Here is a 23,502-nt window from a genome sequence, read left to right as displayed (position 1 = left end):
AACAGAAAGATCAACTGGTAGTAATCCGTACTGAACATATTATACATTATTTTCAGTATAGTTGAGCTTATTATTGACTAGAGTCATGCTCTCCTTCACGGTGGCCCTTCTCAGAGAGGGGGTGCCTCAATACTCGCTTAGAAGAGCTTCCACAAACTCGTAGCTGGAAAAAGGCCGCAGATCTTCTAGCCCCTCGCCGGCGCCGATAAAGCGGATGGGCAGGTTCATCTGCTGCGTAATGGCCAGGGCAATCCCCCCCTTGGCGGTGCTATCCAGCTTAGTCAGGATCACACCGCTCAACTTGGCAGCCTCGGCAAATACCTCGGCTTGGCGCAACCCGTTTTGCCCTTGGGTGGCATCCAGCACCAGAAGGCTTTCTACTTTGGCTTCGGGAGCTTTTTTGTCAACGATGCGGCGGATCTTGGCTAGCTCGTCCATCAGGTTTTTCTTGTTTTGCAGACGGCCTGCCGTGTCCACCAACAGCAACTCGGTGCCCCTGGCCTTGGCGGCTGTGATGGCGTCAAAAACCACCGCTGCCGGATCGGCATTGGGAGAGGGATTGGCGATCACCTCTACCCCTGCTCGCTCTGCCCAAACCTTGAGCTGCTCCACAGCAGCAGCCCGGAAAGTATCAGCAGCAGCAATCAGACAGCGGTATCCAGACTTGCGGGCGACATGGGCAATTTTGCCAATGGTGGTGGTTTTGCCCGCCCCATTCACCCCGACAATCAGCCAAATGTTGAGCGTGTCCCGTTGTGGGGCAAAGGTGGGATCCCCCACCGTCAACATCTGCCGCATCTGCTGCTTGAGGTATTTGACGGCCTCCTCTGGGGGCACCACCTCCTCTCGCATGCGCTTTTGTAGGGCTTGGATGATCTGCTCGGTGGCGTCGATCCCCACATCGGCCTGCAGCAACAGGGCCTCAATTTCTTCCACAGCCTTCTGATCCAGAGGGCCGCGGCCTACCAGGGCTTTCAACTGGTTGATCAGGTTAAGGCGGGTTTTGCCCAAGCCTCGCCGCAGCTTTTGCAGCCAGGAGATTTCCTCAACGGAAATCTCTTCCGGTTTGCGCCCTTGAGCCGCCAAGATCTCGGCTGACCAGCGGAAGCCCTCATCGAAGACCAGCTCTTCCGGCCCCGTCTCTGGAGAGGGAGCAACGGCTGGAGTCACCGGCTCAGGTTTGGGCTCGTCCACAGCGCTGGCTTGCAGGGCTTGGAGACGCTCAGCAGCGCGGGGAGCCAGATCGAAAAACGAGGGAGCTGCCGCCGGCTGCACAGGGGGCGATTCTGGAGATGCTGGTTCTTGTGTTGGAGTGGAGGACTGGACGGGTTCACGGGGTTCTGCTTGGGCAAGTGGGCCGGAGTCCTCAGTCGAGGCCGGTGGCTGCAGCTGGACGGATTCTGCTCGCGCAGGCGGGGCGGACTCCTCGGTTGCCGGTGGGGCTTGGGCAGCAGCACGGGCCTTCAGGTTGGCATAGGCGGCTTTGGCAAAAGCCAAATAGTCTTCAGGGGAGATCTCCGCCGGTTCTGTGGCTGGCGCGGGGGCTGGTGGCGAAGACTCCGCTTCACCAGGAGAGTCGGTAGAGTCGGTATAGCGGCGGCGAAACCAATCGAAGGCCATAATCCCATCTCCAGCCTGGCTGATCTTTATCCAGTTTGACAGAGTAGCTCTCCTGCTAGAGCGCAGCCCTGGGGAGCTCATCCCTGCTCAATGGGGATCCCCGTTAGCGGGACGAGGTCCTTTCCAACCCTTCCACCCGCACAAACCCAATCACCTGCAACTGGTCAGGCTCTATCTCTAGGCTGAGCACCCGCATCAGGATCCCAATCTCTTCCAGCTCTTGCAGGTCAAGCACCTCATTGAGCCCGCCCAAAAACGCTGCTGAGATCTCATCGGGAACCCGCACAGAACCGATCACAAACTCCGGATTCTCCAGCTTTAGGCTGCGCCCTTCTTCCACGCGGATCCCGGTGTTAAACACCACCTCCACCGCTCGCGTTAGCGGGACGGAGTCCTTTTGCTCAGTACCGCCGTCTTTCTCCACCAAGAGGGCAGAGAGCTGAATGCGGCTGGGATCCAAAAACTCGACTCGAGGCTGACGCAGATCGAAACGGCGAGCTTCCCTTCCAGCTCCCCCAAAGGGCAGATCGGCGCGGATATCCTGAAACTGGCGGAGCACCTCTGGCTTGTTGAGGGCAGCATTCAAGTCCTCTTCCCGCACCAACACCCGTACCGCCGCTTGCAGAGGTCGCGCTAGGCGCAAGGGAGCCCCCTGGAAAAAAGAGGGGTCAATTGCCACCGGATCAGTTTCCAGCTCCAGAAGCTCGATGCGGGGAAAGGGCGCTCGATAGAGCCCGCGACCGGCAATCAGCAGGCGATCCGCTTGGCCATTCAGCAGTCGGTAATTGGGCTGGCTTTGAATACGCACCTCCAAAACCTCTGCCCGATCCAACTGATCCAGCAAAAGCTGCCGCGCCGTCTGATCCGCCAGATAGCCCGCTCCTCCTCCCAAGCTCGCCAACAGCCCCAAGAGAACCGCCAGGATCTCCATGATCACTAACCGGATGTGCCCTAACCTAGGTTAGCAAGGGGATCCCTGGCCCCCCTTGGGGATCTGGGCTAGCGCAGCACCTTGAGAGGGCTGGCCTCAATGGGTCGGTTGCCCATAAAGGTTTTGGCAATTTTCAGGCCATCGGCCATTATCGGCCGATTGAGCGCGGGGTCATGGATGAATTTGGCGCCAGAGGCAACCGTTGGGCGTCCCTCCCCCCAAGTGTCCACGACTTTGAGAGTTGCAGCAGCAACTGGACGTCCGTCGGCATAGTAATCCACCACTTTCAGGGTCGAAGCCCCAACCGGACGGTGGTCAATCTCAATTTCGCTGAACTTGACAGGGCTGGGAAACACGGGCGGGCCGGATTTCTCCTCCAGCAGTACCGGCATCTGAGCAGCCGCAGAGGCCCCATCAGCAGGCAGGGGAGCCAGGTTTAGAGCGTTACCCGTTTGCGTTAGCGGGAGGGCGTCCTTTCCCATAGAAGAAGCCTCTTGCTCTGGAAGCGTGCCGGAATGACCATTTGGAACGGCCATAAGAAACTCCTGAGTTGGTAGAGATAATGAACAAAACAGGACGGGAAAGGGCAGGAAGCTAGATCCCAGTGGAGCGCTGCAGAAGAGGGATATCCTTGGCAAGGCTAAAGGTTGGCCTCCCCAAGTTCAAATGAGTGAGACTGAATCTCGAATCTAAAAATATTCTAAACCAAAGTTTGGCATGGGATCCGCCGGCTGTGACCCAACGGTTCCTGAGACGATGCCGGCCAGTCGCGTTAGCGTTGCGCAGCTATGACGTCCTCTTCGCTTCAGCCACTCCCTGGCAAAATCCAAAGCGGACGGTACACTAGTGAGTTAGCAAAGTCTATGGCAGGGATCCCCTATTCCTATTGGCGCTGGGCAAGGTGGGCTACACCGGCTCTGTGGGCGTTGCTGCTTTGGTTTGCTCCTGCAGCTCGAGCTTCTACCCTGGACGCGCCCCCATTTGACCTGAATGTTGTCCGCTCCCGTTCTCTGCCGTGGAGACATCCTCTTCTTGTTCCCGAGCAGAAGGATCCCATCCCATCCGCTCGCGTTGGCGAGACGGAGTCCTGGGCTGAAGTCGAGGTGACAGAGCCTCCTTTCCTAGAGTTCACCCTTGAAGAAAGCAACGCAGCTGTTGCCCTATTTGGATGCGATTGCCCGGCCCACCTCAACCAGTTGCGGAGACTACGCGGTCTGCCTTTGCTGTGAAGCACAGCTCCACCAGTAACTGTCCCTGACAAAGAAACACAGGGAGCCATCCAGCCGGTCTTGGGCAGAAGGGATCCCTCTGTGCCGAGTTAGGGCAGGACAGGGAGTAGCGGCAGGATCTCAATCTCGGTGCGTTGGGTTTGTTCGGGGGATCCGGAGGGCCAAATGGAGCCGCCGGAGCCGCGGAGTGGAACAGTCTGACTGGCTGGGCTGACCATGCCGTGCTGAATGATGAGCTGGTTGAGGCGGGCAATGCGCTCCGAGACAGGGGGATGGGTGCGCAGGAACTCTGGCACAGATCCGCGGGATTGCAACTTGGCCAAAAATTGCGGCATGCCCTGCGGGTCAAACCCGGCGCGATAGGCTGCCCCCAGACCTTTTTCATCGGCGATAAACTCGTTTTCACGGCTCTGCGGGCGCCGTACTCCCAATTCCAGGGCCAGAGCGGCCAGGGTACTGTCGTTGAGCCCCAACAATTGAGCCCCAAACTGGGCAGTGGCAGCCTGCTGCAGTTGTTGCAGGCCGTGGCGTTCGCCGATGTGGGCCACCTCGTGGGCCAGCACGGCGGCAATCTGGTCGTCGTTGTCGGCGGCTGCGAGGGCACCAGTGGTGATGTAGACAAAGCCTCCCAGTGTGGCAAAGGCGTTGATGTCGGGATCTTCCACCACTTGAAAGGTGTAGGGCAGATGGGGCCGTTCGCTGTGGGCGGCCACCCGTTGGCCAATGCGGTTCACCCGCTCGACCCAGTAGGGATCCGAACTGAGGCGAAGTTGTCCCCGCGCTTTCAGTTGTCGATCGATCTGGCGGCCTAAGCTCACCTCTTGGGCATCGTTCAACTGGCTCACCTGCAGCCACTGAAGGCCATGAATCAGCAAACGGCCCAGATCTTGGGCATGGGCAGGGGATCCCATCCCAGATGCCGCAAGAATGCTGAGTAGGGCAATGGCGACCGGTCTCACCGCGCGAGAACTCCACCCCTTGGAGAGGAGAGGATCCTGTCCTGCTGGCGCGAGCAGCCTGAGGGTGTGGCGAGGTTTCAACATCAGGAATTGGCTCCATCAAGTACCCTCAAGTTAGCGATCCCGAAGCAAGATTGTCCTGCCACCCAAGCGAAACCGCTTTGCTATCAAGGGCAACCGCCGAGAGAGTTTCCCCTGGCTTGGGGGAATGGAATAGGATAGGGCTCTATATTCAGGCAGACGTTTAAGGGCGGTCATGACGGGATCCCCTACATGGAACCCTGAAATCTCCCCATCTCCAGACTCCTGGGCCACGGGCAGCGTTTACTTTCGGTCGGATGCCCAGGGGATTCATCTGCACTTGCCCAGCACCTTGCCTTGGGAGGAGCTTTGGGAAAACCTGGTTTGGCAGTTGCGCAGCCGCAAACCCTACTGGGCCGGAGTCGCTCCCCTCACCCTCTGGAGCCAGCAGCGAGAGCTGGACATGCCCACCCTACAACTTCTTGCTGCCCTATTGTCTCAGCATGGACTGCAACTGTGGCGCGTTCAAACTCGATCCCGCTCGACAGCGATTGCAGCAGCGACGTTGGGGTATTCTGTGGAGCAATCTTCCCTTTTGGAGGCAGTTCCCCCTGCTCCCCCAGACACCACACCTCTGTACCTACGTTCGACGGTGCGCTCTGGCATGTCCGTGCGTCACAGGGGCTCGGTATTCCTGTTGGGGGATCTCAACCCCGGCGGCGAGATCATTGCTGGAGGAGATATTTGGGTTTGGGGACGCTTGCGGGGCCTGGTTCACGCGGGGGCCGACGGCGACAAGGGAGCTGTAATTTTGGCTTTGCAGTTGGAGCCCACTCAGTTGCGCATTGCCGATCAAGTGGCCCGTCCGCCAGAAGGTGGATCCCTGCCCAACACCCCTGAAGTGGTTTACCTGCAGGAGGATGTCATCTGCGTCGCCAGCCTTCAGGATTTTCTGCGGAGAGGAGTATGAGCCGAGTCATTGTCATAACCTCTGGTAAAGGTGGAGTCGGCAAAACCACCGTGACGGCCAACCTGGGCACTGCCTTGGCGCGCTTGGGTCGCTCGGTGGTGGTGGTGGATGCAGACTTTGGCCTGCGCAACCTGGATTTGCTGCTGGGGCTGGAGAATCGGGTGGTGTACACAGCCCTAGAGGTGATCGCCGGGGAATGTCGCCTCGAGCAAGCTTTGGTGAAAGACAAGCGCACCCCCAATCTCTCGCTGTTGCCGGCAGCCCAAACCCGCAACAAAACGTCGGTGCATCCGGATCAGATGCGCCAGTTAATCGAGAAGCTGGCCAGCAGCCATGACTATGTGCTGATCGATTGTCCTGCTGGGATCGAGCAGGGGTTTCGCAATGCCATTGCCGGGGCCAACGAGGCCATCATCATCACCACCCCAGAAGTGGCAGCGGTGCGGGATGCAGATCGCGTGGTGGGCTTGTTGGAAGCCGCCCAGATTTCATCGACTCAGCTGATTGTCAACCGCCTGCGCCCGGACATGGTGGCAGCCGGCCAGATGATGTCGGTGGAAGATGTGGTGGAGGTGCTGGCCATCCCGTTGGTGGGTATTATTCCAGAAGACCGCGAGGTGATCGTCTCCACCAACAAAGGGGAGCCCCTGGTTCTCTCCGCCAATCCAACTCTGGCTGCTCAGGCCATCCAGCGCATTGCCCGACGGCTGGAAGGGGAAACAGTGGACTTCCCCAAGATGGCCAGTTTGGGCGAGTCCTTTTGGGAGAGGGCCAAACGGTTTTTAAACCAAAAGGTGCTCTGACAACTGTTTTGTCGTTTTTCCCCACTTTATCCAGATTGGAATGGCAATTTTGACCTGTTTACAACTGAGTAACAAAGCCAACAAAACCTATGCTCCTCGATTTTTTGGATCAGCTTTTTTCTCGGCACTCCGGCAACAGCCGCCAGCAAGCCAAGCAACGGTTGAAGCTGATCTTGGCCCATGACCGCGCTGACCTCACCCCGGCGGCGCTGGAATCAATGCGCCTGGAGATTTTGGGGGTGGTGTCCCGCTATGTGGAGCTGGATTCAGAAGGGATGCAGTTTCACTTGGCCACGGAAGGGGGAACGACTGCTCTTATTGCCAATCTGCCTATCCGTCGCGTTAAGCCCTTAGAGACCGGTCTCAGCCGCTCAGAAGGCGAGAAAGCCTAGAAGGGGAGATTTCTGGCAGCATGTTAATTGGCCTTCATTCCAACAGGGCTCCCAATGCCAGAGTGGTCGTCAAGCTCGCTCTGTGATAGGTTGAGGTAAGTCGTGTGTACTGTAGAAAGAGTGGAGCTGGGTGTAGCTTTTGCAACTTTATGGAGCCAGCACACAGAGGTTAACTAAATGTTAACTCTGCATGTTCGAGCTCATGAACTGCTGACGTGATGGGCAGAGCCACCTTGACGATTGGAGACTTTCCAGCAGTCTATATTGGCGTTAGCGTTGCGGAGTAATAACGACGTTAACGATGGAAACAAAACGATGGAAACAATGAGAGGGTTGGCGTTCAGTAGCTGGAAAGGTAAGGGCTCCGTCCCGCTATTGCGTTCGGTTAAGCCTTAATATGCAAGATTCATTTGAGCTGACGATCCTGTTTACGCTAGCCCTGGTGGCTGGGATCGCTGCTCAGGTGCTGGCCAATTTTGTCAAAGTGCCCAGCATTGTATTCCTGCTGCTGTTTGGCCTGTTGCTGGGGCCAGATGGTTTGGGCTGGGTTCATCCCCAAGTCATGGGATCCGGGCTGGAAGCGCTGGTGTCGTTGGCGGTGGCTCTGATCTTGTTTGAGGGGGGACTGAACCTGCGGCTGCAACGTCTCAATCAGGTATCCGATAGCCTGCGCAACTTGGTTTTGTTGGGATCCCTGCTGACCCTGGTGGGGGGAGCGGCAGCAGCTCACTATCTAGGGGAGTTTCCCTGGCGGCTGGCTTTTTTGTTTGGATCCCTGGTGGTGGTGACGGGGCCGACGGTGATCAACCCCATCTTGAAGCGGGTACGAGTCGATTCGGCAGTCAGCACCCTCCTGGAAGGAGAAGGGGTGCTCATCGATCCCATCGGGGCCATTTTGGCGGTGGTGGTGCTGCAGGTGGTGCTCTCCGGCCATCCCAGTTTTCTCATGGCCCTGGAACAGTTGTCCAGCCGTCTGGCCATCGGGTCGGCGGTGGGAGCGCTGGGGGGCTGGCTGATGGGATCCTTCCTGCTTTGGTCGCGGCAGTTTTTAACCGAGGAGCTGCGCAACTCGGTGGTGCTGGCGGTGGCCCTGGGGGTGTTTGCCTTGGCCCAGTCGCTGCGATCGGAGGCGGGGCTGATGGCGGTGGTGATGGCGGGCCTGGTGGTGCGGCAGAAGGCGGCCATTGCCGAGCGGGGTGTGCGGCAGTTTCACGGCCAGTTGGTGGTGTTGGCCATCTCGGTGATCTTTATTTTGCTTACCGCCACGCTCTCCCTCAAGGCGGTGTTTGCCCTGGGCTGGGGATCCCTGGCCACAGTGCTGTGCTTGATGCTGGTCATCCGCCCCTTGAGCGTGTGGCTGTGTACCTGGCGCAGCGACCTGAATTGGCGGCAGAAGCTGTTTGTGGCTTGGCTGGCTCCTCGGGGCATTGTGGCGGCTTCGGTGGCCTCCTTGTTTGCCATTCTGCTGACAGAACGGGGCATTACCGGGGGGGATGCCCTCAAGGCGCTGGTGTTTTTGACCATCTCGGTGACGGTGACGGTACAGGGGCTGACCGCGGCTTGGGTGGCCCGTTGGCTGGGTCTGGATCAGGGCAGTTCCACCATAATCATCGGCGATCATCCCCTCACCAACCAATTGGCCCAGTTGATGCGCTCGCTCAACCAGACGGTCGAGGTGATCCCGTTGGTTTCTGGGTCTTCCAAAAATGGGCACGGCAGCTACAAAGCTCCCCACCCAACAGACGGTAAGGACTCCATCCCGCCATCCCGTAAGTCCTCCACATCCCTGTCAGGAACGCCGAAGCGTCGTCCAGCAGATGGCTTGCCCCCACAACTTCATTCCTCTGACGGCAACGGCAACCACAAGTCTGCCCCAAGCCAGGAAGTCGGCAAGCCAGAAGCCATCCCCGGATCCCTGCAGGAAGCTGTACTGAACGAGTCTGCTTTGTTGAAGGCCGATATCGACCATGCGGAAACTCTGTTGATCCTGACTCTGGATCCGCAGGTAAACTGGGCCATTGCCGAGTTGATGGTGAAACTCTCGGTTTCGGCCACCATCTGGACGGTGTTGCTGCCGGATATGCCCATCTCAGAAGGGATCCGCACCTTGCAGCCTTCCTTCCCCCAACTGCAGCGCTGGGCCGGCTATCTGGAGGCCAACCGGGCTGAGCTGCGCTCGATCACCCTACCCACGTTGGCAGACCTGGGCCTGCCTCTTCCTTTATCGCTACGTGACGCTTCTGCGAATGCGGCCTCAACCCTGCCGGAGGCAGTGCGGAGCAATAGAGCTGATGTCTTGACGGCTCAAGAGTCGTTCCCGACAGCGGTGCGGAGCGCTTTTTCAGCACCAGCGCTGCCCAATCCCTTCTTTGCCCAGGTGGGGCTGGAGGATCCTACCCTTGAACGGCTGCGGGATCAGTTTGCCTATCGAATCAAAGCCGATCTATGCCTGCCCTTGTTGTTGGTGCGCCCGCAGCGGCTGAGGAGCGGCTCATCTCGACCGGGTCGGCTCTTCTACCTGCCTGAGCCAGACATTTGGCGACGCGGGGATCGCATCTACTACCTGGAGCGCGTTTCCAGCCCTGTGGATGCCGGTGCTCTCTCCGCCAAAGAGTCTGATTCCCAAGAATGGGATCCGTCGGCAGCCGTTCGCGTTCGCGACAGCGGTGCGGAGCACAACAGTGGGATAGAGTCTTTGGTGCTGCCCCAGTATGTTGAGGGCGTCAAGCTCCACTTTGATCTCTAGCCAGCCAGCGGCCACTGGGGATGAGCGAGCACCCTTGCACCTGCTCAGGCCGACCCAGATAAACCCAAGCAAAGGTGCCGCTATCCAGTTGCACCCACTGCCGTTCGTACACCCGCGGGTGGTCTTCCAGCTCGTCCAATCGGGGCAATAGACTCAAGGGGATGCGGTAGCACTCGCCGTAGAGCCGGTTTCGGCCACGAACTGCCATCGGGTAGGGGCCGAGACTGTAAAGATCAATGTGGTTGAGGCTGTCTGTCCCCAAAAATTCTGCCCCCTGCAGCAAGCTGTGGTATTGGCCGCCCCGCAGCAGGGATCCGTAGACAAAAACCACTGTGGTCGGTTGCATAGCGTTGCGGAGTAATACAGCTGCTTCACAGTGCCTTGAAAATTAGGGAGATTGCGTCCATTTTTGGCCAATGCGCGGCTCCGACCCGGCCAGTAGGCGCTCGATGTTGCGCCGATGAGCACCGATCACATACACCCCGCCCGCCAACGCAAACAACAAATAGGGCAAAGGTTGAGCTGTTGCCCACATCACCACCGGAGCCGCCACTGCCGCCAGCAGGGAGCTGAAGGAAACGATGCGGGTGAGGGCGAGCCCCAGCAGCCAGACGCCGAAAGTTGTCAGGGCTACCGGCCAAGCCATAGCCAACAAGATCCCCAGGCTGGTGGCCACCGATTTGCCCCCCCTGAAGCCCAGCCAGCAGGAACGGCTATGGCCGATCACTGCGAACAATGCCGCCAAAACCACCCACCACGCGGATCCCAAGGCCGATCCCAGGGCCACTGCTGCTGCCCCCTTGGCAGCATCCACCAGCAACACCAGCAGGGCGGGCCCCTTGCCCAACGTCCGCAACACATTGGTTGCTCCGGTAGAGCCGGATCCCTGTTGGCGAATATCGATGCCTCCCCACCAACGACCTACCCAGTAGCCGGTTGGAATGGATCCCAGGAGATAGCCCCCCAGCGCAGCGAGAAGAGCGGTAAGGAATGCAGGCATGGCAGGATCTGGAACGCTCTTCCCTCACTTTGCCACAGGGTCTGGGCTGCAACTGGGATCTTGCCCCGTCCAGGAGCTTTTGGCTGTTTGCGGCCTCGTCTGCAACACCGTTACGTTCGCGCCAGCGGTGCGGAGCACTTTCCCCCTGCCGTGGGCCCCGAAGAGGCGGGACAGAGTTCTCTCCACCCAATATCGAGAGTCGCTAAATATCGAGAGTCGCTAAATATCGAGAGCCGCCAGATCCAAATGGGCACTGTGGGCCTCAATAAACTCCCGTCGGGGGCCAACGGCATCTCCCATCAAGATGGTGAAAATGCGATCCGCCTCCACCGCATCTTCGATGGTGATTTGTTTGAGGGTGCGCGTTGCCGGGTTCATGGTGGTCTCCCAGAGTTGTTCGGGCATCATTTCCCCCAGACCCTTGAACCGTTGGATGGTGTACTTGGTGTTGGCAGGCAGCCCCCGCAGGATTTGGTCTTTCTCGGCGTCGCTGTAGCAGTAGCGAACATTGTTGCGACCCCACTCGATTTTGTAGAGCGGCGGACAGGCGATATAGACATAGCCCTGTTCCAGAAGCGCCTTTTGATAGCGGTAGAAAAAGGTCAGCAACAGGGTGCGAATGTGGCTGCCGTCCACATCGGCATCGGTCATGAGGATGATGCGGTGGTAGCGCAGTTGGCTGGGATCAAATTCATCGCCTTTAACTCCCAAACCCAGCGCTGTGATCATCGCCTGAATTTCGGCGTTTTTGTAGATCTTGGCGGGATCCGCCTTTTCAATGTTGAGGATCTTGCCGCGCAGGGGCAACACCGCCTGAAACTGCCGATCCCGACCTTGTTTGGCGCTGCCCCCTGCAGAGTCGCCTTCCACCAAATACACCTCAGACTCCGCCGGGTCGCGGCAACTGCAATCGGCCAACTTCCCCGGCAGCGTGGAAGATTCCAGGGCAGATTTGCGCCGCACCAATTCTCTGGCCCGCCGGGCTGCCTCGGCAGCATTGAAGGACTGGATGGCCTTATCGACGATCCCCCTGGCCACGTTGGGGTTGAATTCCAAGTACTCCGTGAGCGCCTCGGAGACGAGGGTTTGCACAATGCCCCGCACCTCGGTGTTGCCCAACTTGGTTTTGGTTTGCCCCTCAAACTCGGGGTTGGGTACCTTGACCGAGACGATGGCTGTCAACCCCTCGCGCACATTTTCCCCAGCCAGGTTGCTGTCGGAATCTTTCAGCTTGTTGAGCTTGCGGGCTTGGCTGTTGATGGTGAGGGTAAGAGAGGTTTTCAAGCCCTCCAGGTGGGTGCCTCCTTCGTTGGTGCGGATGTTGTTGGCAAAGCCAATCAAAGTGTCGGTGTACACATCCGAGCACCACTGCAGCGCCACTTCCACCTCCACACCATCCCGCTCCCCTCGGATGTAGATGATGTCGGAGTGGATGGGCGTTTTTTCGTGGTTGATAAAGGCTACATATTCCCTGATGCCGCCTGCATATTGATAGGTTTCGCAGTGAGGCGGATCCCGCCGCAGATCGCTAAAGGTAATTTTCAAGCCGGCATTGAGGTAGGCCAATTCGCGAAAGCGGGCCGCCAGCAGGGCATAGTCGAACTCTCGCTCGGGAAAGATCAGCCCATCCGGCTTGAAGCGCACCTCTGTACCCCGCCGGTTGGATCCCTTGGGTTGGGGTTCAGATTTCAGGGATCCCACCACCGCCCCGCGCTCGAACCGTTGAAAGTAAACCTTGCCCTCTCGCCAAACCGTCACCTCCACCCATTCGGAGAGGGCATTCACCACCGACACGCCCACCCCATGCAGCCCACCGGAGACTTTGTAGCCGCCACCGCCAAACTTGCCCCCCGCGTGCAGCACCGTCAGCACCGTAACCAGAGCCGACTGCCCGGTTTTGGGGTGGATGTCCACCGGAATGCCGCGGCCATTGTCCAAAACGGATACCGAGCCGTCAGGATGCAGGCTGATCTGAATATCATTGCAATAGCCGGCCAGGGCCTCATCCACAGAGTTGTCCACCACCTCGTACACCAAATGGTGCAACCCCTTCGGCCCGGTGGAGCCAATATACATGCCAGGGCGTTTGCGCACAGCCTCCAAGCCTTCCAAAACTTGGATCTGCTCTGCACCGTAGTTTTCCGTCATTCCCAACTCCAATCCCGAGGAAGGCTCCCGGCCAAGATCAACAGAAACCCAGAAAAATTGACCTTAAAGGCCAGGAATCAGCTTATCATCAAAAAACTGTCCCCATGATAGCACAAAAGGCTAGAACGGCCACACAGACGCTTCTGAGGGCCAAGTTCAGGATGGGATGCAGGTACCGAAGTCAGGCCGTCTTGTCGAACTCTAACCCAAAAAGCTCTCCACCAGCCCCGGCGGCGGCTGCACGTGAAGCGCGCCTTTTTCCAAGTCCACGACAGGCACCAGGGCTTTCACAAAGGGGATCAACACCTGCCGGTGATCAGGGGTTGTTATCTCCAGCACATCCTGGCCGGCTGCCAAAATCCCCGAAACCTGTCCCAGCAGCTCCCCCTGGCGATAGACGGTCAAGCCGATGAGATCGCGGTAGTGGTACTCTTCCGGCTGCAAGGGCAAGCGGTGGGAAGCCGGTACCAGCAGCCTAGCCCCCACCCAGGTCTCAGCCACCGTTCGATCGGGGATCCCTTCCAGTCGCACCAAATAAAGACCCTTAGCCGGGAAAAACTGCCCCTCGATCAAGGGGTGCAGCAGGGGCTCGGGATCCGTATCCCGCTGCAACCAGCGTGGTCCGGGCTCTGTGAGGCGTTCTGGGAAATCCGACCAGCACCTAACCCGCAGCCAGCCCCGCAAGCCGTGAGCCGCCACCACCTGTCCCACCAGCAGCCAAGCCGGATCCTGGGCCATCATGGTCAGTCAACTCAGTCGAGCCGGGGAAAGTCCACTTCGGTTGGGAAAGCGGTCGGGGTGCGCAGCTTCTGAGAGGTCACTGTGCGAGAACCTTCCCCACCCTTAGCCACGTCCACCATGGAGAGCAGCCCTTGCAGGGTGCCAGGGATCGAATTGGGATCCATGAAGATTACCTTGGCGCTGGGACTGCTGCCTACCTTGAAGCCCATGTCGATATAGTTTTGCGCCATCAGGTATTGCAACGCATTGGCTGCCTCTGGATTCTCTTGCAAAGTGGCGGCGATGGTCTTGATGGCTTCAGCCGTGCCCTCAGCCAACAGCAGCCGCTCCCGTTTCTCCGCTTCTGCCCGCAATAGCTGCGCCTTGGCGGCCCCAGCCGCTTGGTTGATGCTGGCCTGCTGCTCCCCTTCTGATTTCAGAATGGCGGCCCGCTTCTCCCGCTCGGCAGCCATCTGCTTTTCCATCGAGTCTTGCACAGTCTTAGAGGGTTGAATGTCCCTGACTTCCACGCGCGTGATCTTGATCCCCCAGGGATCTGTGGCCTCGTCCAGCTCTGTCAAAAGGCGGGCGTTGATCTCGGCGCGGGAGGAAAAGGTTTGATCCAAATCCATGCGGCCAATTTCTGCCCGCAGAGCCGTCAGCACCAGGTTAACCAAAGCCCGCTGCACGTCCTCCACCGCATAGCGGGCCTTGATCATGTCGGTGATGCGCCAATAGACCACCGCATCGGCCATCAAAGAGACGTTGTCGCTGGTGATGCACTGCTGAGGAGGCACGTCCAACACCTTCTCGCGGATGGTTTCCTGGAACACAATCCTATCGATAGGGGGAAGAATAAAGTGCAATCCTGGGGTCAGCTTGCGATGAAACCTGCCCAAACGCTCCACCAATGCCTCATACCCCTGGCTGATGATTTTGACCGAGTTGAACAGGTAGCCGACAAAGATCAGGGCAATGGCCGCTAAGATACCTGGCATAGGGCTTTCCTCCTGATGGGGAGTTCAGTCCCCATTCTAGACGGTTGCTAGACGGTTGTTGGGACTGCTCCCTTCACTTGGATCACGCCTCAACAGAAATGTGGTGGACTCAGCAGGATAAGCAGTCCTCGGAACATATAGAGTTTCTTAAGATTTTTCAGGCCGCAGCCAACGACCTGAGATCACCCGGCAAAAAGCTCGTGAGGGGATCCCGTCTATGAAACTGAGCAGCAGGAATCTAGAGGTTGGTTTGGGCAAAATCTATGACGTGATTGTGGCCGGAGGGGGAGCAGGGGGGTTGTCGGCGGCAATCTATCTGGCTCGTTATGGATTGAGTTGCCTGGTGGTGGAGAAGGGCAGAGGCCGCTCTTTTTGGATGCAGGATTTGCGCAATTATCTGGGATTGCCTCCGACCACTCCCGGACGAGAGCTGTTGCGACAGGGAACAGAGCACGCCCTCAGTTTAGGGGTAGATTACCTGCGCGGCTTCGTGGAAGATGCCACCGATGAGGGAGACCTCTTTGCGGTCAAAGTCAAGGTGGGAAAAGTTAACAGCCTCTACCCCATTTTTCGGAGCAAATATCTGATTGCAGCAACCGGCATTATGGACGAGCTGCCTCAGTTGTCGGATATGCAGAATGTTTACGACTACGCCGGCTATTCACTGCATGTCTGTATGATCTGCGACGGCTATGAAATGCGGGATCAAAAGTCAGTGTTGATCGTCAATTCGGAAGATCGGATCAATACAGCTTTTGTCCTCAACTGGTTTACACCCTATATCTCGGTGTTGACCCACGGCCTCTGCTCGGTCGGCCCCGACATGCGCAAAAAACTGGCGGATCATGGCTACCCCCTCTACGAATCTCCTATTCGCCGCTTTCTTGGAGAAAACCATCAATTGCAGGGTGTGGAGTTGGAAGATGGCACTTACATCGAAGCAACTACCGGCTTGGTGGCGATGGGAGCCAAATACCACAATGCCTATTTGAAAGGGATCCCCGGCTTGAAATGGCAAGGGGAAAACCTGTTGACCGACGAGTGGTGTCGCACTGCCCATCCGCGGCTGTTTGCGCTGGGCGATTTGAAGCAGGGCCTGAACCAGGTGGCGATTGCGGTTGCCGATGGTACCTTAGCTGCCACAGCCATTTGGCGGGACATCCGACGGGCCTCACCTGCACGTAAATGGGAAGAGCGCCTGCTCTCGCCACCCAGAAGCCCAGCAGGGCCTTCCGGTTAAATTGATGGGCTCTATTGAGCTCAGGTAGCTTCTGTCCTATAAAATTGGTTGCGAAGGCTTAAGCCATTCCTATGCACTCTCTGAAAGCGTTGAAAGCGTTGATATTTTGCCTAGCCTTCCTACTGGTTGGACTGATCTACTACTGCACGGTAGAGGCCCAGCCTCTTTTTGAGCTGAACCTGACGGCCACCTCGGAATACAACCTCATTCTCCCCATCGAAAGCATTCGGGTGGTGCGCGGCGCCAATCCCCAAGATTTGCTCATTTATCTATCAGCTCCTTCGGCAGCCTGGATCCATCAAGAAGAGGTGAACGGGCACTATTTGATTGACATCCCCTACGGAGTCATTACCCGTACAACAACCGTCGAGATTGCCTCGGATCTGCCCTATCGACTGAGCTGGGGCAACCAAAATGAGCAGACGGGGCGTTTACTGATTACCCCTGCTCCCCCTCGTGTGGAGGTGTTTCTGCAGCATAGCTGGATCCCGGATCCCGACTTTCTCGATCCGGCGGAAAACAGCCAACCTTTGCAACTGCCCTTGGAAGAAATGCTGGGGCCTTTACTGGAGGTGCCGCCTCGTTCTGCCTTTCTGACCATTGACGATGGCCCCTGGCCCCAATCCACCCCCCGACTTTTACAGGTTTTGGATGATCTTCAGATCCCGGCCACTTTCTTTGTTATTGGCACCCACGTTTCCCGATTTCCAGAATTGGCTCAATCGATTCAGGCCCATCACCACACCCTAGCCAATCATACTTTTACCCACGATTATCAACGTCTCTACGGAAGCAACGAGCTGTTTTATGCTGAGGTGGATCAGACAACCCAACTGCTCAAAACGCTGAACTTGGATCCCCAACTGGTTGTTCGCCCACCGGGAGGTTTTCGCCTAGACTCTGCTTTGCGCCATTCTTTAGAGCAGGCAGGGTATCGCGTTCTTTACTGGAACATGAGCGCAGAAGATGCCTACGCCGGCCAAAGTGCAGCCCAACTTTTGGAGCGCATTCGAGCCCAGTTGCCGGCGATCCAAGCTTCCGAGCGGCCCCTGGTTTTGCTGCTGCACGATCGCTGGCCCCACACTGCAGAGGCCCTGCCGGATATCGTCGCCGCCATTGAAGGGGCGGGCTATCGCTTTTTGCCCTGGCCGGCCATCAGGGATCCCGTTTGAAGGGCTGGCAACAGGTTTTCTGGCTTGAGGACTCCGACCCGCCTTTGCCGGCTGGGGATGTTCAAAGAAGGGCTGCATCTCGCTCAGCTCAGCAGCGTTGCCCAGAGATAACGGAGGCCTGTGCCTTGACAAGCTTTTCCCCAAGTAGCACATTGAAAATTTACAGGACTTGGCTGCGGGCCGAGGGAGATGAGCGAGAGGACATTATTCGATAAGGTGTGGGATGCCCATACGGTGCGGATTTTGCCCTCTGGGCAGACGCAGTTGTTCATCGGCCTGCACCTAATTCACGAGGTGACCAGCCCGCAGGCTTTTGCCATGCTGCGGGAGCGCCATCTGCCGGTTCTGTTTCCCGAGCGGACGGTGGCCACCGTGGATCACATCATTCCCACCGACAACCGGGCACGGCCTTTTGCGGATCCCTTGGCAGAGGAGATAATCCAGGAATTGGAGCGCAATTGCCGGCAATACGGCATCCGTTTCTACAACAGTGGCTCCGGTCGGCAGGGGATCGTGCATGTGATTGCCCCGGAGCAGGGGTTAACTCTGCCGGGGATGACCATTGCCTGTGGGGACAGCCACACCTCTACCCACGGGGCCTTTGGGGCCATTGCTTTTGGGATCGGCACCAGCCAGGTGCGAGACGTATTGGCCACCCAAACTTTGGCTTTGTCCAAGCTCAAGGTGCGCCGCATTGAGATCCACGGCAAGTTGGGGCCGGGAGTTTACGCTAAGGATGTAATTCTGCACATCATCCGCAAGCTGGGGGTCAAAGGCGGGGTGGGCTACGCCTACGAGTATGGGGGCAGCGCCATTGAAGCCATGAGCATGGAAGAGCGCATGACCCTCTGCAACATGTCCATCGAGGGAGGAGCCCGCTGTGGCTACGTCAACCCCGATGGGGTGACCTTTGAGTATTTGCGGGGGCGAGAGTTTGCCCCCCAGGGATCCGATTGGGAAGAGGCGGTAGCCTGGTGGAGAAGCCTGGCCAGCGATGGCGATGCCCGCTACGACGATGTGGTGGTCTTCCAGGCCGCAGATATTGCGCCGACGGTTACTTGGGGGATCACCCCCGGCCAAGGGATTGGGGTGGATGAGCGGATCCCTGCCCCCGAGGATCTGCCGGAAAGCGAGCAGGAACTGGCCAAAGAGGCCTATGCCTACATGGACTTGCAGCCGGGGGATCCCATCGTGGGGACACCGGTGGATGTCTGCTTCATCGGCAGTTGCACCAATGGCCGCTTGAGCGACCTGCGGGAGGCAGCCAAGATTGCCAAGGGGCGGCGGGTGGCCCCAGGGGTGAAGGCGTTTGTGGTGCCCGGCTCAGAACGGGTAAAGCAGGAAGCAGAACAGGAGGGCCTGCGGGAGATCTTCGAGGCGGCAGGGTTTGAGTGGCGGGATCCCGGTTGCTCCATGTGTTTGGCGATGAACCCGGATCGGCTGGTGGGGCGCCAGATCAGCGCCTCTTCTTCCAACCGCAACTTCAAGGGCCGCCAGGGATCCCCCAGCGGGCGCACCCTGCTCATGAGCCCGGCCATGGTGGCCGCAGCGGCAGTCAGCGGCAAGGTGGTGGATGTGCGGACACTGCTTTAACCAACCGTCTCTCAGGCATAGCGGGGACTGGATTTGAACCAGTGACCTTCGGGTTATGAGCCCGACGAGCTACCAGGCTGCTCTACCCCGCGGCGCTTTTCTAGCCTAGCTTGTCCTCCGGCTAACCGGCAAGCCTACACCTTGGGTTTCGCCGGGCATTCTCTTCGGGGATCCCCGTCGCACCTGGATGAGCTGGGCGGTGATGCTGATGGCAATCTCGGCGGGGGTTTCGGCGTGGATCTCCAGGCCAATGGGGGCAAAGAGCCGACTGAAGGCGGTCTCCGGGATCCCTTCCTGGGCCAGGGTTCGCAGTACGGTTTGTACCCGCTTGCGGCTGCCGATCATCCCCAGGTAGTGGGGGGTCAGGCCGGAGTGGTAGATGGCCCGCAGGATTTGGCAATCGAGGCTGTAGCTGCGGGTCACAAGAGCGATGTAGAGCTGCGGGATCCTGTGCAGATGGGGGATAAGTTGGGCAAAGGGTTCTGAGCACAGCCGCTCGGCAACGGGAAAGCGCTGAGGGGTTACCCAGTCCGGGCGATCGTCCTGAACCCAAATGCGAAAGCCGGCCAAATGGGCGATCTGGGCCAGGGACAGGCCGCAGTGGCCCGCTCCGACGATCAGCAGGGTGGGGGAAGGGAGGAGGGGCTCGACCCAGGATCCCGCGAGGAGCTGTGGGCGGGATGGCAGGGGAGCAAAGTGCTCCACATTGCTGTCGCTAAGGCTGAGGTAGGGGAACCCCTGAGGATGGAGGGGAGTGATCAGCCAAGCCCTTTGCCCTTGGGTCAGAGCCTGGAGGATCTGGGCCGCCAATGTTTGGGCAAGGGATCCCTGCCATCGCTGTAGCCAAATGTGCATCCGTCCCCCGCAAACGCCCAGGGGAGGGCTGTTGAGATCGAGGGAAACCGGCATCCCAGCCGGCGAGGACTCCCCATCGCCATCGCCAACGGGAACAGCGGTCTGCAAAAGGGTTTGCGCTCGGGCAATGACTTCCGCTTCGGCAGCTCCACCGCCAACAGTGCCCAACAGGGTGCCATCAGATCCCACGGCCAGTTTTGCCCCCGCCTGGCGAGGCACAGATCCCTGGGTGCGGACCACCGTGGCCACCACCAGCGGCCCGCGGGAGAGCATGACTCTAGTCAATAATAAGCTCAACTATACTGAAAATAATGTATAATATGTTCAGTACGGATTACTAACAGTTGATCTTTCTGTTTACTTTCGAGTCTGCCAACATGGTAGCCAAAGCAAAGCAGAAAATTGGTAGTAAGACGACACGGAAACTGCGCTTTGGGTATTCTACTCAAAGCTTTGCGGGATACCGCCATTCTGTTTGGAAACAAACAGAATGCTATCGCTGCATAGTTGAACAGTGATGTTCAGCAGTGTTCAGCGTAAATGTATCAGCATGTCTGCCAACTGTCGGTAAAAGGTCTCGTCCACCTCAGCCTCGGTTATGCCTACGGCACCCTAGCGGGAACGGTCAGGGACTCAATGATCAAGAAAGCCCCTGTAGGATGGCCTGATGGAAGGCAACCCGGAAAGCCTGGAACCCGTTCTCCTGCCGACCGTGGTAGACGGCGTTGGTGAGCAGCGTCACCACCAGCTCCCGCTCTGGATCGATCCACAGGGAGGTTCCGGTGAAGCCGGTGTGGCCAAAGGCGCTGGGGCTGAACGGGTAGCTGCTGGCCAAGGGATCCGGGGAGCGCAAGGCAAACCCCAAACCCCGGCGCTCGTGACAGCGGTGGGCATCCCCTTGCTGAGGCAACTGCTCGCGGGTCATTTCCCTCACCGTCTGCGGCTGCAACAGGGATCTCGTCAAAAAACTCTCTCCGAAAGCGGCTACTTCCTCTGCCGTGGCGAATAGTCCGGCATGGCCGGCGATCCCGCCCAGGCGGGCGGCATTTTCGTCGTGAACCTGCCCCTGCAGGCGGCGCTTTCGCCAAGGACACAGCTCGGTGGGGGCACAAGAGCCAGAGACAGGGGGTGGGTCGAAAGGATCCCCCGGATAAAACTGAGTTTGGCTCAGGCCCAGAGGCCGCAAGATCCGGGCGTACAAGATCTGATCCAGACGGGTTCCGCTCAGACGTTCCAAAGCCAGCCCCAGCAGGATCAATCCAAGATCGCTGTAGACTGTGCGGGATCCCGGCCTGTAGGCCAAAAAGGTGTGCAAAGCCATGTGCCGGGCAGATTCGGCATCGGGCTGTCGAAACAGGGGCCGCCAGGCGGGCAAACCGGCGGTGTGGGCCAGCAACTGTCGCACCGTCACCTGTTCTGTTGCAACAAGCTGGCCTAAGGATTCCGGTTCCACAGCAATCCATTTCCCCGGCTGCAGAGGATCTTCATAGGGGGCAATGGGGCGGGATCCCTGAAACTCCGGCAACAGGAGACTCACCGGTTGATCCAACAGCAACGCTCCGGCTTCCACCAGGGCCATGCAGGCGGTGGCGGTGTACAGCTTGGTCAGCGAGGCCAGGTCAAAACGGGTGGCCGAGGTTGTCGGTTGGCGCCGGGTCTCAGGGTCGAGATAACCTGCCGCCCTTGAGTAGATACACCTTCCCTTGTGGCGGATGGCCACTTGGGCAGCAGGGAAAAGGTGGGGAATGGCGGAGTTGAGCAGCCCCTCCAGCAAGGTCGGATCCCAGCCCATCTGCCTCCTCTCCTCCCGGCTTGAGGATCCCCAGTCCAACAAACAACTTGTAACGGTGTTTACAAAAGCCTACCGCTTCCCCAGCTAGGATGCCACCACGGCAGGCTACATCATCAAGGGATCCCAGGTGCGGCTGGAGTTGTTGCAAGCTTTTTTGAACGTGGTGGAAACGGGCAGCTTTTTGGCCGCTGCTCGCCTCAGCGGTCTGACCCAATCGGCCATTAGCCGCCAGATCCAGGCCCTGGAAGAAGCAGTGGGCGCTCCGCTGTTGCATCGCAAAAGCCCGGTGGCCCTAACTGTGGCCGGGGAACGGCTTTTGCCCCATGCCCGTCGCATCTGTCAAGAATGGCAGCGGGCTCAGGAAAGCATTCGAGAATGGCTGCAGGGCCAGCAAACTGAGCTCTGCATTGCTGGGATCCATTCTCTGATCGCCCATCAACTGCCGCCGGTGCTGCAACAGTTTTGCCGGGAGTACCCAGAGGTGCAGTTGCGGGTTACCGCTCTGGGCAGCGACCGCGCCTTAAAGGTGCTCAGAGATGGGCTGGTGGACGTGGCCCTGGTGATGGAGAACCCCCTGATGACGCGGGGGGCAGAGCTGGTGGTGGAGCCACTGTACTCCGAGCCAATTCAAGTATTGATGCCCGCCAACCATCCCCTCAGCCGCTACGAGCGGATCCCCTGGAAGGTGCTGGCGGAGTATCCCCAGGCCGTGTTCAAGGATGGCTATGCCATGCGCTCCTTGGTGGGATCCCATCTGACCCGACAGGGGCTTCCCCTGAAAGCAGCCCTGGAACTGAACACCTTGGATGCCTTTCGGGGGGTGGTGCGACAGGGGCAGCTCATTGCCCTCCTGCCGGAGTCGGCCCTGGTGGACTGCTGCGCCGATCCGGATTTGCAGGTGCGACCCACCGAGCCCCCCCTATTGAGGCGACAGGTGGTTATGGTCACCACCAGCGATCGCTATCGGATCCCTCCCATTCGCCGGTTTTTGCAGTTGGCCGCCCAGCTTATCAGGCAGTCTGGTAATGCTGAGCCTGCTTCCGGCGCAGATCCCCATTGGCCCTCTGCTGGGCTGTTGTCGGTTTTGTAGAGACCTTTTGTAGAAATTTCTGGTCAAATACCCATATCGGTAGTTTCAAGTGTTCCGCCCTTATCTCCCCCTATCCTGAGTAGCCCAGCGCTCCCGACCGCCGATGCTATGAGCCAAGAGTTTCGCGAGCTGTTGAAAAAAATCGGCAGCGGCACCCACACCCACCAGGATCTCAGCCGGGCAGAGGCCGCCAGCGCTGCTCGAATGCTCCTGCGGGGGGAGGCCACTCCCGCCCAGATCGGGGCTTTTTTAATTGCCCACCGCATCAAGCGCCCCACTGCCGAGGAGCTGGCCGGTATGTTGGATGCCTATGCAGAGTACGGCCCTCTTCTGCCCCGGCAGGATCTGCCTCATCCCTTGATCATCTTTGGCCATCCCTACGATGGCCGCTCGCGGACGGCACCGCTGGGGGTGCTGGTGGCTTTGCTGCTGGCAGCGGCAGGGTCAGCCGTTTTGCTGCATGGCTCTGGCTTCTGTCCCACCAAGTATGGGCTGCCCTTGGAAGCGGTGTGGCGGAGCTTGGGGGTGGATTGGCGAGGGCTATCCCTGGAGCGGGTGGGGCAACTGCTGGAACAAACCGGGCTGGGATTTTTGTATTTGCCCACCTGTTTTCCCCAGGCTCAGGCCCTGATGGACTACCGGGATCAAATCGGCAAGCGCCCCCCCTTGGCCACCTTGGAACTGGTCTGGACGCCCTACCAAGGCCCCTTTCACCTGGTGGCCGGCTATGTGCATCCTCCCACCGAGGCCACGATGCTGGAGCTGTTTGCCCTGCGGGAGATTCGGCAATTCACCACCGTCAAAGGTTTGGAAGGCAGTTGCGACCTGCCACGGGAGCGAGCGGCCATTCTCAACCAGGGCGGGAAACGGCTGCTCTTGAAGGCCAGAGATTGCCACTTGGCAGGCCCGGAGATCCCCTTCTCCGGAGAGAAAGAGCTGCTCCGGCAGATGCAGCAGGTGCTCAGCGGGGATCCCTGTGAACTCACCCCAGCCGCTCTCTGGAATGGGGGTAGCTATCTGTGGCTCCTCGGCCACGCCCCATCCTTGCCAGAAGGGATCCAACAGGCGGAAGACCTGCTTCGCTCTGGACGGGTGATGGAGAAGCTGAAACAACTGATCCGGGTGATCGACCTGATACATTTACGCTGAACACTGCTGAACATCACTGTTCAACTATGCAGCGATAGCATTCTGTTTGTTTCCATTCGCGTTAGCGGGACGGA

Annotated in this window: 21 protein-coding genes and 1 tRNA gene; 10 read left to right on the top strand and 12 right to left on the bottom strand. The window is 58.7% G+C overall.

The window, feature by feature from the left end:
* Nucleotides 1–126: 126 nt before the first annotated feature.
* From ftsY to ACVWXE_RS11700, 3 genes are all read right to left on the bottom strand, one after another.
* The gene (gene ftsY / locus ACVWXE_RS11710) at nt 127–1,620 is read right to left on the bottom strand and encodes a signal recognition particle-docking protein FtsY (RefSeq protein WP_457386017.1); all 1,494 of its coding nucleotides are present in this window, start codon (nt 1,618–1,620) and stop codon (nt 127–129) included.
* Between the two features lie 103 nt (nt 1,621–1,723).
* A complete protein-coding gene (locus ACVWXE_RS11705; RefSeq protein WP_414416603.1) occupies nt 1,724–2,551 on the bottom strand; it encodes an LmeA family phospholipid-binding protein in 828 nt (275 codons plus the stop codon).
* 68 nt (nt 2,552–2,619) lie between these two features.
* Complete coding sequence (locus tag ACVWXE_RS11700) at nt 2,620–3,087, bottom strand: hypothetical protein (protein ID WP_457490390.1); 468 nt, start codon at nt 3,085–3,087, stop codon at nt 2,620–2,622.
* Between the two features lie 327 nt (nt 3,088–3,414).
* Here ACVWXE_RS11700 and ACVWXE_RS11695 point away from each other — a divergent pair, with 327 nt between their 5' ends.
* Entirely contained in the window at nt 3,415–3,780 is a 366-nt protein-coding gene (locus tag ACVWXE_RS11695; RefSeq protein WP_457386020.1) for a hypothetical protein, read from the top strand.
* Between the two features lie 89 nt (nt 3,781–3,869).
* Here the strand turns inward: ACVWXE_RS11695 and ACVWXE_RS11690 are convergent, their stop codons facing one another.
* The gene (locus ACVWXE_RS11690; protein ID WP_457490389.1) at nt 3,870–4,823 is read right to left on the bottom strand and encodes a M48 family metallopeptidase; all 954 of its coding nucleotides are present in this window, start codon (nt 4,821–4,823) and stop codon (nt 3,870–3,872) included.
* A gap of 172 nt (nt 4,824–4,995) precedes the next feature.
* Here ACVWXE_RS11690 and minC point away from each other — a divergent pair, with 172 nt between their 5' ends.
* The 4 genes from minC to ACVWXE_RS11670 all read left to right on the top strand — a co-directional run bounded on the left by minC (nt 4,996) and on the right by ACVWXE_RS11670 (nt 9,671).
* Nucleotides 4,996–5,730, top strand: coding sequence for a septum site-determining protein MinC (gene minC, locus ACVWXE_RS11685; RefSeq protein WP_414329647.1), 735 nt, complete (start codon nt 4,996–4,998; stop codon nt 5,728–5,730).
* Nucleotides 5,727–6,533: a septum site-determining protein MinD gene (minD, locus tag ACVWXE_RS11680; protein WP_011431984.1), complete on the top strand. Its 807-nt coding sequence runs from the start codon at nt 5,727–5,729 to the stop codon at nt 6,531–6,533. The genes minC and minD overlap by 4 nt, the downstream gene beginning before the upstream one ends.
* Nucleotides 6,534–6,622: 89 nt before the next feature.
* Nucleotides 6,623–6,925 (top strand): cell division topological specificity factor MinE, encoded by a 303-nt coding sequence (gene minE, locus ACVWXE_RS11675; protein WP_011431985.1) that lies wholly within the window; start codon nt 6,623–6,625, stop codon nt 6,923–6,925.
* 397 nt (nt 6,926–7,322) lie between these two features.
* Entirely contained in the window at nt 7,323–9,671 is a 2,349-nt protein-coding gene (locus ACVWXE_RS11670) for a cation:proton antiporter domain-containing protein (protein ID WP_457490388.1), read from the top strand.
* Here ACVWXE_RS11670 and ACVWXE_RS11665 read toward each other — a convergent pair.
* The 5 genes from ACVWXE_RS11665 to ACVWXE_RS11645 all read right to left on the bottom strand — a co-directional run bounded on the left by ACVWXE_RS11665 (nt 9,649) and on the right by ACVWXE_RS11645 (nt 14,537).
* Complete coding sequence (locus tag ACVWXE_RS11665) at nt 9,649–10,017, bottom strand: gamma-glutamylcyclotransferase family protein (RefSeq protein WP_414329655.1); 369 nt, start codon at nt 10,015–10,017, stop codon at nt 9,649–9,651. The genes ACVWXE_RS11670 and ACVWXE_RS11665 overlap by 23 nt on opposite strands.
* 42 nt (nt 10,018–10,059) lie before the next feature.
* Nucleotides 10,060–10,671, bottom strand: coding sequence for a glycerol-3-phosphate 1-O-acyltransferase PlsY (gene plsY, locus ACVWXE_RS11660; RefSeq protein ID WP_414356184.1), 612 nt, complete (start codon nt 10,669–10,671; stop codon nt 10,060–10,062).
* A 219-nt stretch (nt 10,672–10,890) separates the two neighbouring features.
* Entirely contained in the window at nt 10,891–12,819 is a 1,929-nt protein-coding gene (gyrB, locus tag ACVWXE_RS11655) for a DNA topoisomerase (ATP-hydrolyzing) subunit B (RefSeq protein WP_457490387.1), read from the bottom strand.
* A gap of 201 nt (nt 12,820–13,020) precedes the next feature.
* On the bottom strand, nt 13,021–13,560 hold the full coding sequence (gene rimM / locus ACVWXE_RS11650) for a ribosome maturation factor RimM (protein ID WP_457490386.1): 540 nt from the start codon (nt 13,558–13,560) through the stop codon (nt 13,021–13,023).
* A gap of 11 nt (nt 13,561–13,571) precedes the next feature.
* Nucleotides 13,572–14,537 carry an SPFH domain-containing protein gene (locus tag ACVWXE_RS11645; RefSeq protein ID WP_414416594.1) on the bottom strand — a complete coding sequence of 322 codons (966 nt, stop codon included), beginning with the start codon at nt 14,535–14,537 and terminating at the stop codon, nt 13,572–13,574.
* Nucleotides 14,538–14,754: 217 nt separating this feature from the next.
* Here ACVWXE_RS11645 and ACVWXE_RS11640 point away from each other — a divergent pair, with 217 nt between their 5' ends.
* The 3 genes from ACVWXE_RS11640 (at nt 14,755) to leuC (ending at nt 18,542) form a co-directional block, all read left to right on the top strand.
* A complete protein-coding gene (locus ACVWXE_RS11640; protein WP_457490385.1) occupies nt 14,755–15,777 on the top strand; it encodes an NAD(P)/FAD-dependent oxidoreductase in 1,023 nt (340 codons plus the stop codon).
* A gap of 71 nt (nt 15,778–15,848) precedes the next feature.
* The gene (locus ACVWXE_RS11635; protein ID WP_457490384.1) at nt 15,849–16,949 is read left to right on the top strand and encodes a polysaccharide deacetylase family protein; all 1,101 of its coding nucleotides are present in this window, start codon (nt 15,849–15,851) and stop codon (nt 16,947–16,949) included.
* 189 nt (nt 16,950–17,138) lie between these two features.
* Complete coding sequence (leuC, locus tag ACVWXE_RS11630) at nt 17,139–18,542, top strand: 3-isopropylmalate dehydratase large subunit (protein WP_457490383.1); 1,404 nt, start codon at nt 17,139–17,141, stop codon at nt 18,540–18,542.
* A gap of 18 nt (nt 18,543–18,560) precedes the next feature.
* Here the strand turns inward: leuC and ACVWXE_RS11625 are convergent.
* The 3 genes from ACVWXE_RS11625 to ACVWXE_RS11615 all read right to left on the bottom strand — a co-directional run bounded on the left by ACVWXE_RS11625 (nt 18,561) and on the right by ACVWXE_RS11615 (nt 21,189).
* A tRNA-Met gene (locus ACVWXE_RS11625) sits at nt 18,561–18,634 on the bottom strand.
* A gap of 13 nt (nt 18,635–18,647) precedes the next feature.
* Nucleotides 18,648–19,682, bottom strand: coding sequence for an XdhC family protein (locus tag ACVWXE_RS11620; RefSeq protein ID WP_457490382.1), 1,035 nt, complete (start codon nt 19,680–19,682; stop codon nt 18,648–18,650).
* A gap of 355 nt (nt 19,683–20,037) precedes the next feature.
* A complete protein-coding gene (locus ACVWXE_RS11615) occupies nt 20,038–21,189 on the bottom strand; it encodes a serine hydrolase domain-containing protein (RefSeq protein WP_457490381.1) in 1,152 nt (383 codons plus the stop codon).
* Between the two features lie 127 nt (nt 21,190–21,316).
* On the opposite strand from ACVWXE_RS11615, the gene ACVWXE_RS11610 reads away from it, so the two are divergent.
* Both ACVWXE_RS11610 and ACVWXE_RS11605 read left to right on the top strand, forming a co-directional pair.
* Nucleotides 21,317–22,279, top strand: coding sequence for a LysR family transcriptional regulator (locus ACVWXE_RS11610; RefSeq protein ID WP_457490380.1), 963 nt, complete (start codon nt 21,317–21,319; stop codon nt 22,277–22,279).
* A 108-nt stretch (nt 22,280–22,387) separates the two neighbouring features.
* Nucleotides 22,388–23,428, top strand: a complete 1,041-nt coding sequence (locus tag ACVWXE_RS11605; RefSeq protein ID WP_457490379.1) for an anthranilate phosphoribosyltransferase family protein — start codon at nt 22,388–22,390, stop codon at nt 23,426–23,428.
* Nucleotides 23,429–23,502 lie beyond the last annotated feature (74 nt).

This window comes from Thermostichus sp. MS-CIW-41, from assembly GCF_054058915.1.
The sequence above is the reverse complement of the archived record's forward strand: the minus strand, read 5'-3'. Positions and strand labels throughout refer to the sequence as shown.

Coding starts and splice junctions, on each gene's coding strand:
- ftsY (WP_457386017.1), bottom strand. CDS start 1,620: ATGGCCTTCGATTGGTTTCGCCGCCGCTATACCGACTCTACCGACTCT.
- ACVWXE_RS11705 (WP_414416603.1), bottom strand. CDS start 2,551: ATGGAGATCCTGGCGGTTCTCTTGGGGCTGTTGGCGAGCTTGGGAGGA.
- ACVWXE_RS11700 (WP_457490390.1), bottom strand. CDS start 3,087: ATGGCCGTTCCAAATGGTCATTCCGGCACGCTTCCAGAGCAAGAGGCT.
- ACVWXE_RS11695 (WP_457386020.1), top strand. CDS start 3,415: ATGGCAGGGATCCCCTATTCCTATTGGCGCTGGGCAAGGTGGGCTACA.
- ACVWXE_RS11690 (WP_457490389.1), bottom strand. CDS start 4,823: ATGTTGAAACCTCGCCACACCCTCAGGCTGCTCGCGCCAGCAGGACAG.
- minC (WP_414329647.1), top strand. CDS start 4,996: ATGACGGGATCCCCTACATGGAACCCTGAAATCTCCCCATCTCCAGAC.
- minD (WP_011431984.1), top strand. CDS start 5,727: ATGAGCCGAGTCATTGTCATAACCTCTGGTAAAGGTGGAGTCGGCAAA.
- minE (WP_011431985.1), top strand. CDS start 6,623: ATGCTCCTCGATTTTTTGGATCAGCTTTTTTCTCGGCACTCCGGCAAC.
- ACVWXE_RS11670 (WP_457490388.1), top strand. CDS start 7,323: ATGCAAGATTCATTTGAGCTGACGATCCTGTTTACGCTAGCCCTGGTG.
- ACVWXE_RS11665 (WP_414329655.1), bottom strand. CDS start 10,017: ATGCAACCGACCACAGTGGTTTTTGTCTACGGATCCCTGCTGCGGGGC.
- plsY (WP_414356184.1), bottom strand. CDS start 10,671: ATGCCTGCATTCCTTACCGCTCTTCTCGCTGCGCTGGGGGGCTATCTC.
- gyrB (WP_457490387.1), bottom strand. CDS start 12,819: ATGACGGAAAACTACGGTGCAGAGCAGATCCAAGTTTTGGAAGGCTTG.
- rimM (WP_457490386.1), bottom strand. CDS start 13,560: ATGATGGCCCAGGATCCGGCTTGGCTGCTGGTGGGACAGGTGGTGGCG.
- ACVWXE_RS11645 (WP_414416594.1), bottom strand. CDS start 14,537: ATGCCAGGTATCTTAGCGGCCATTGCCCTGATCTTTGTCGGCTACCTG.
- ACVWXE_RS11640 (WP_457490385.1), top strand. CDS start 14,755: ATGAAACTGAGCAGCAGGAATCTAGAGGTTGGTTTGGGCAAAATCTAT.
- ACVWXE_RS11635 (WP_457490384.1), top strand. CDS start 15,849: ATGCACTCTCTGAAAGCGTTGAAAGCGTTGATATTTTGCCTAGCCTTC.
- leuC (WP_457490383.1), top strand. CDS start 17,139: ATGAGCGAGAGGACATTATTCGATAAGGTGTGGGATGCCCATACGGTG.
- ACVWXE_RS11615 (WP_457490381.1), bottom strand. CDS start 21,189: ATGGGCTGGGATCCGACCTTGCTGGAGGGGCTGCTCAACTCCGCCATT.
- ACVWXE_RS11605 (WP_457490379.1), top strand. CDS start 22,388: ATGAGCCAAGAGTTTCGCGAGCTGTTGAAAAAAATCGGCAGCGGCACC.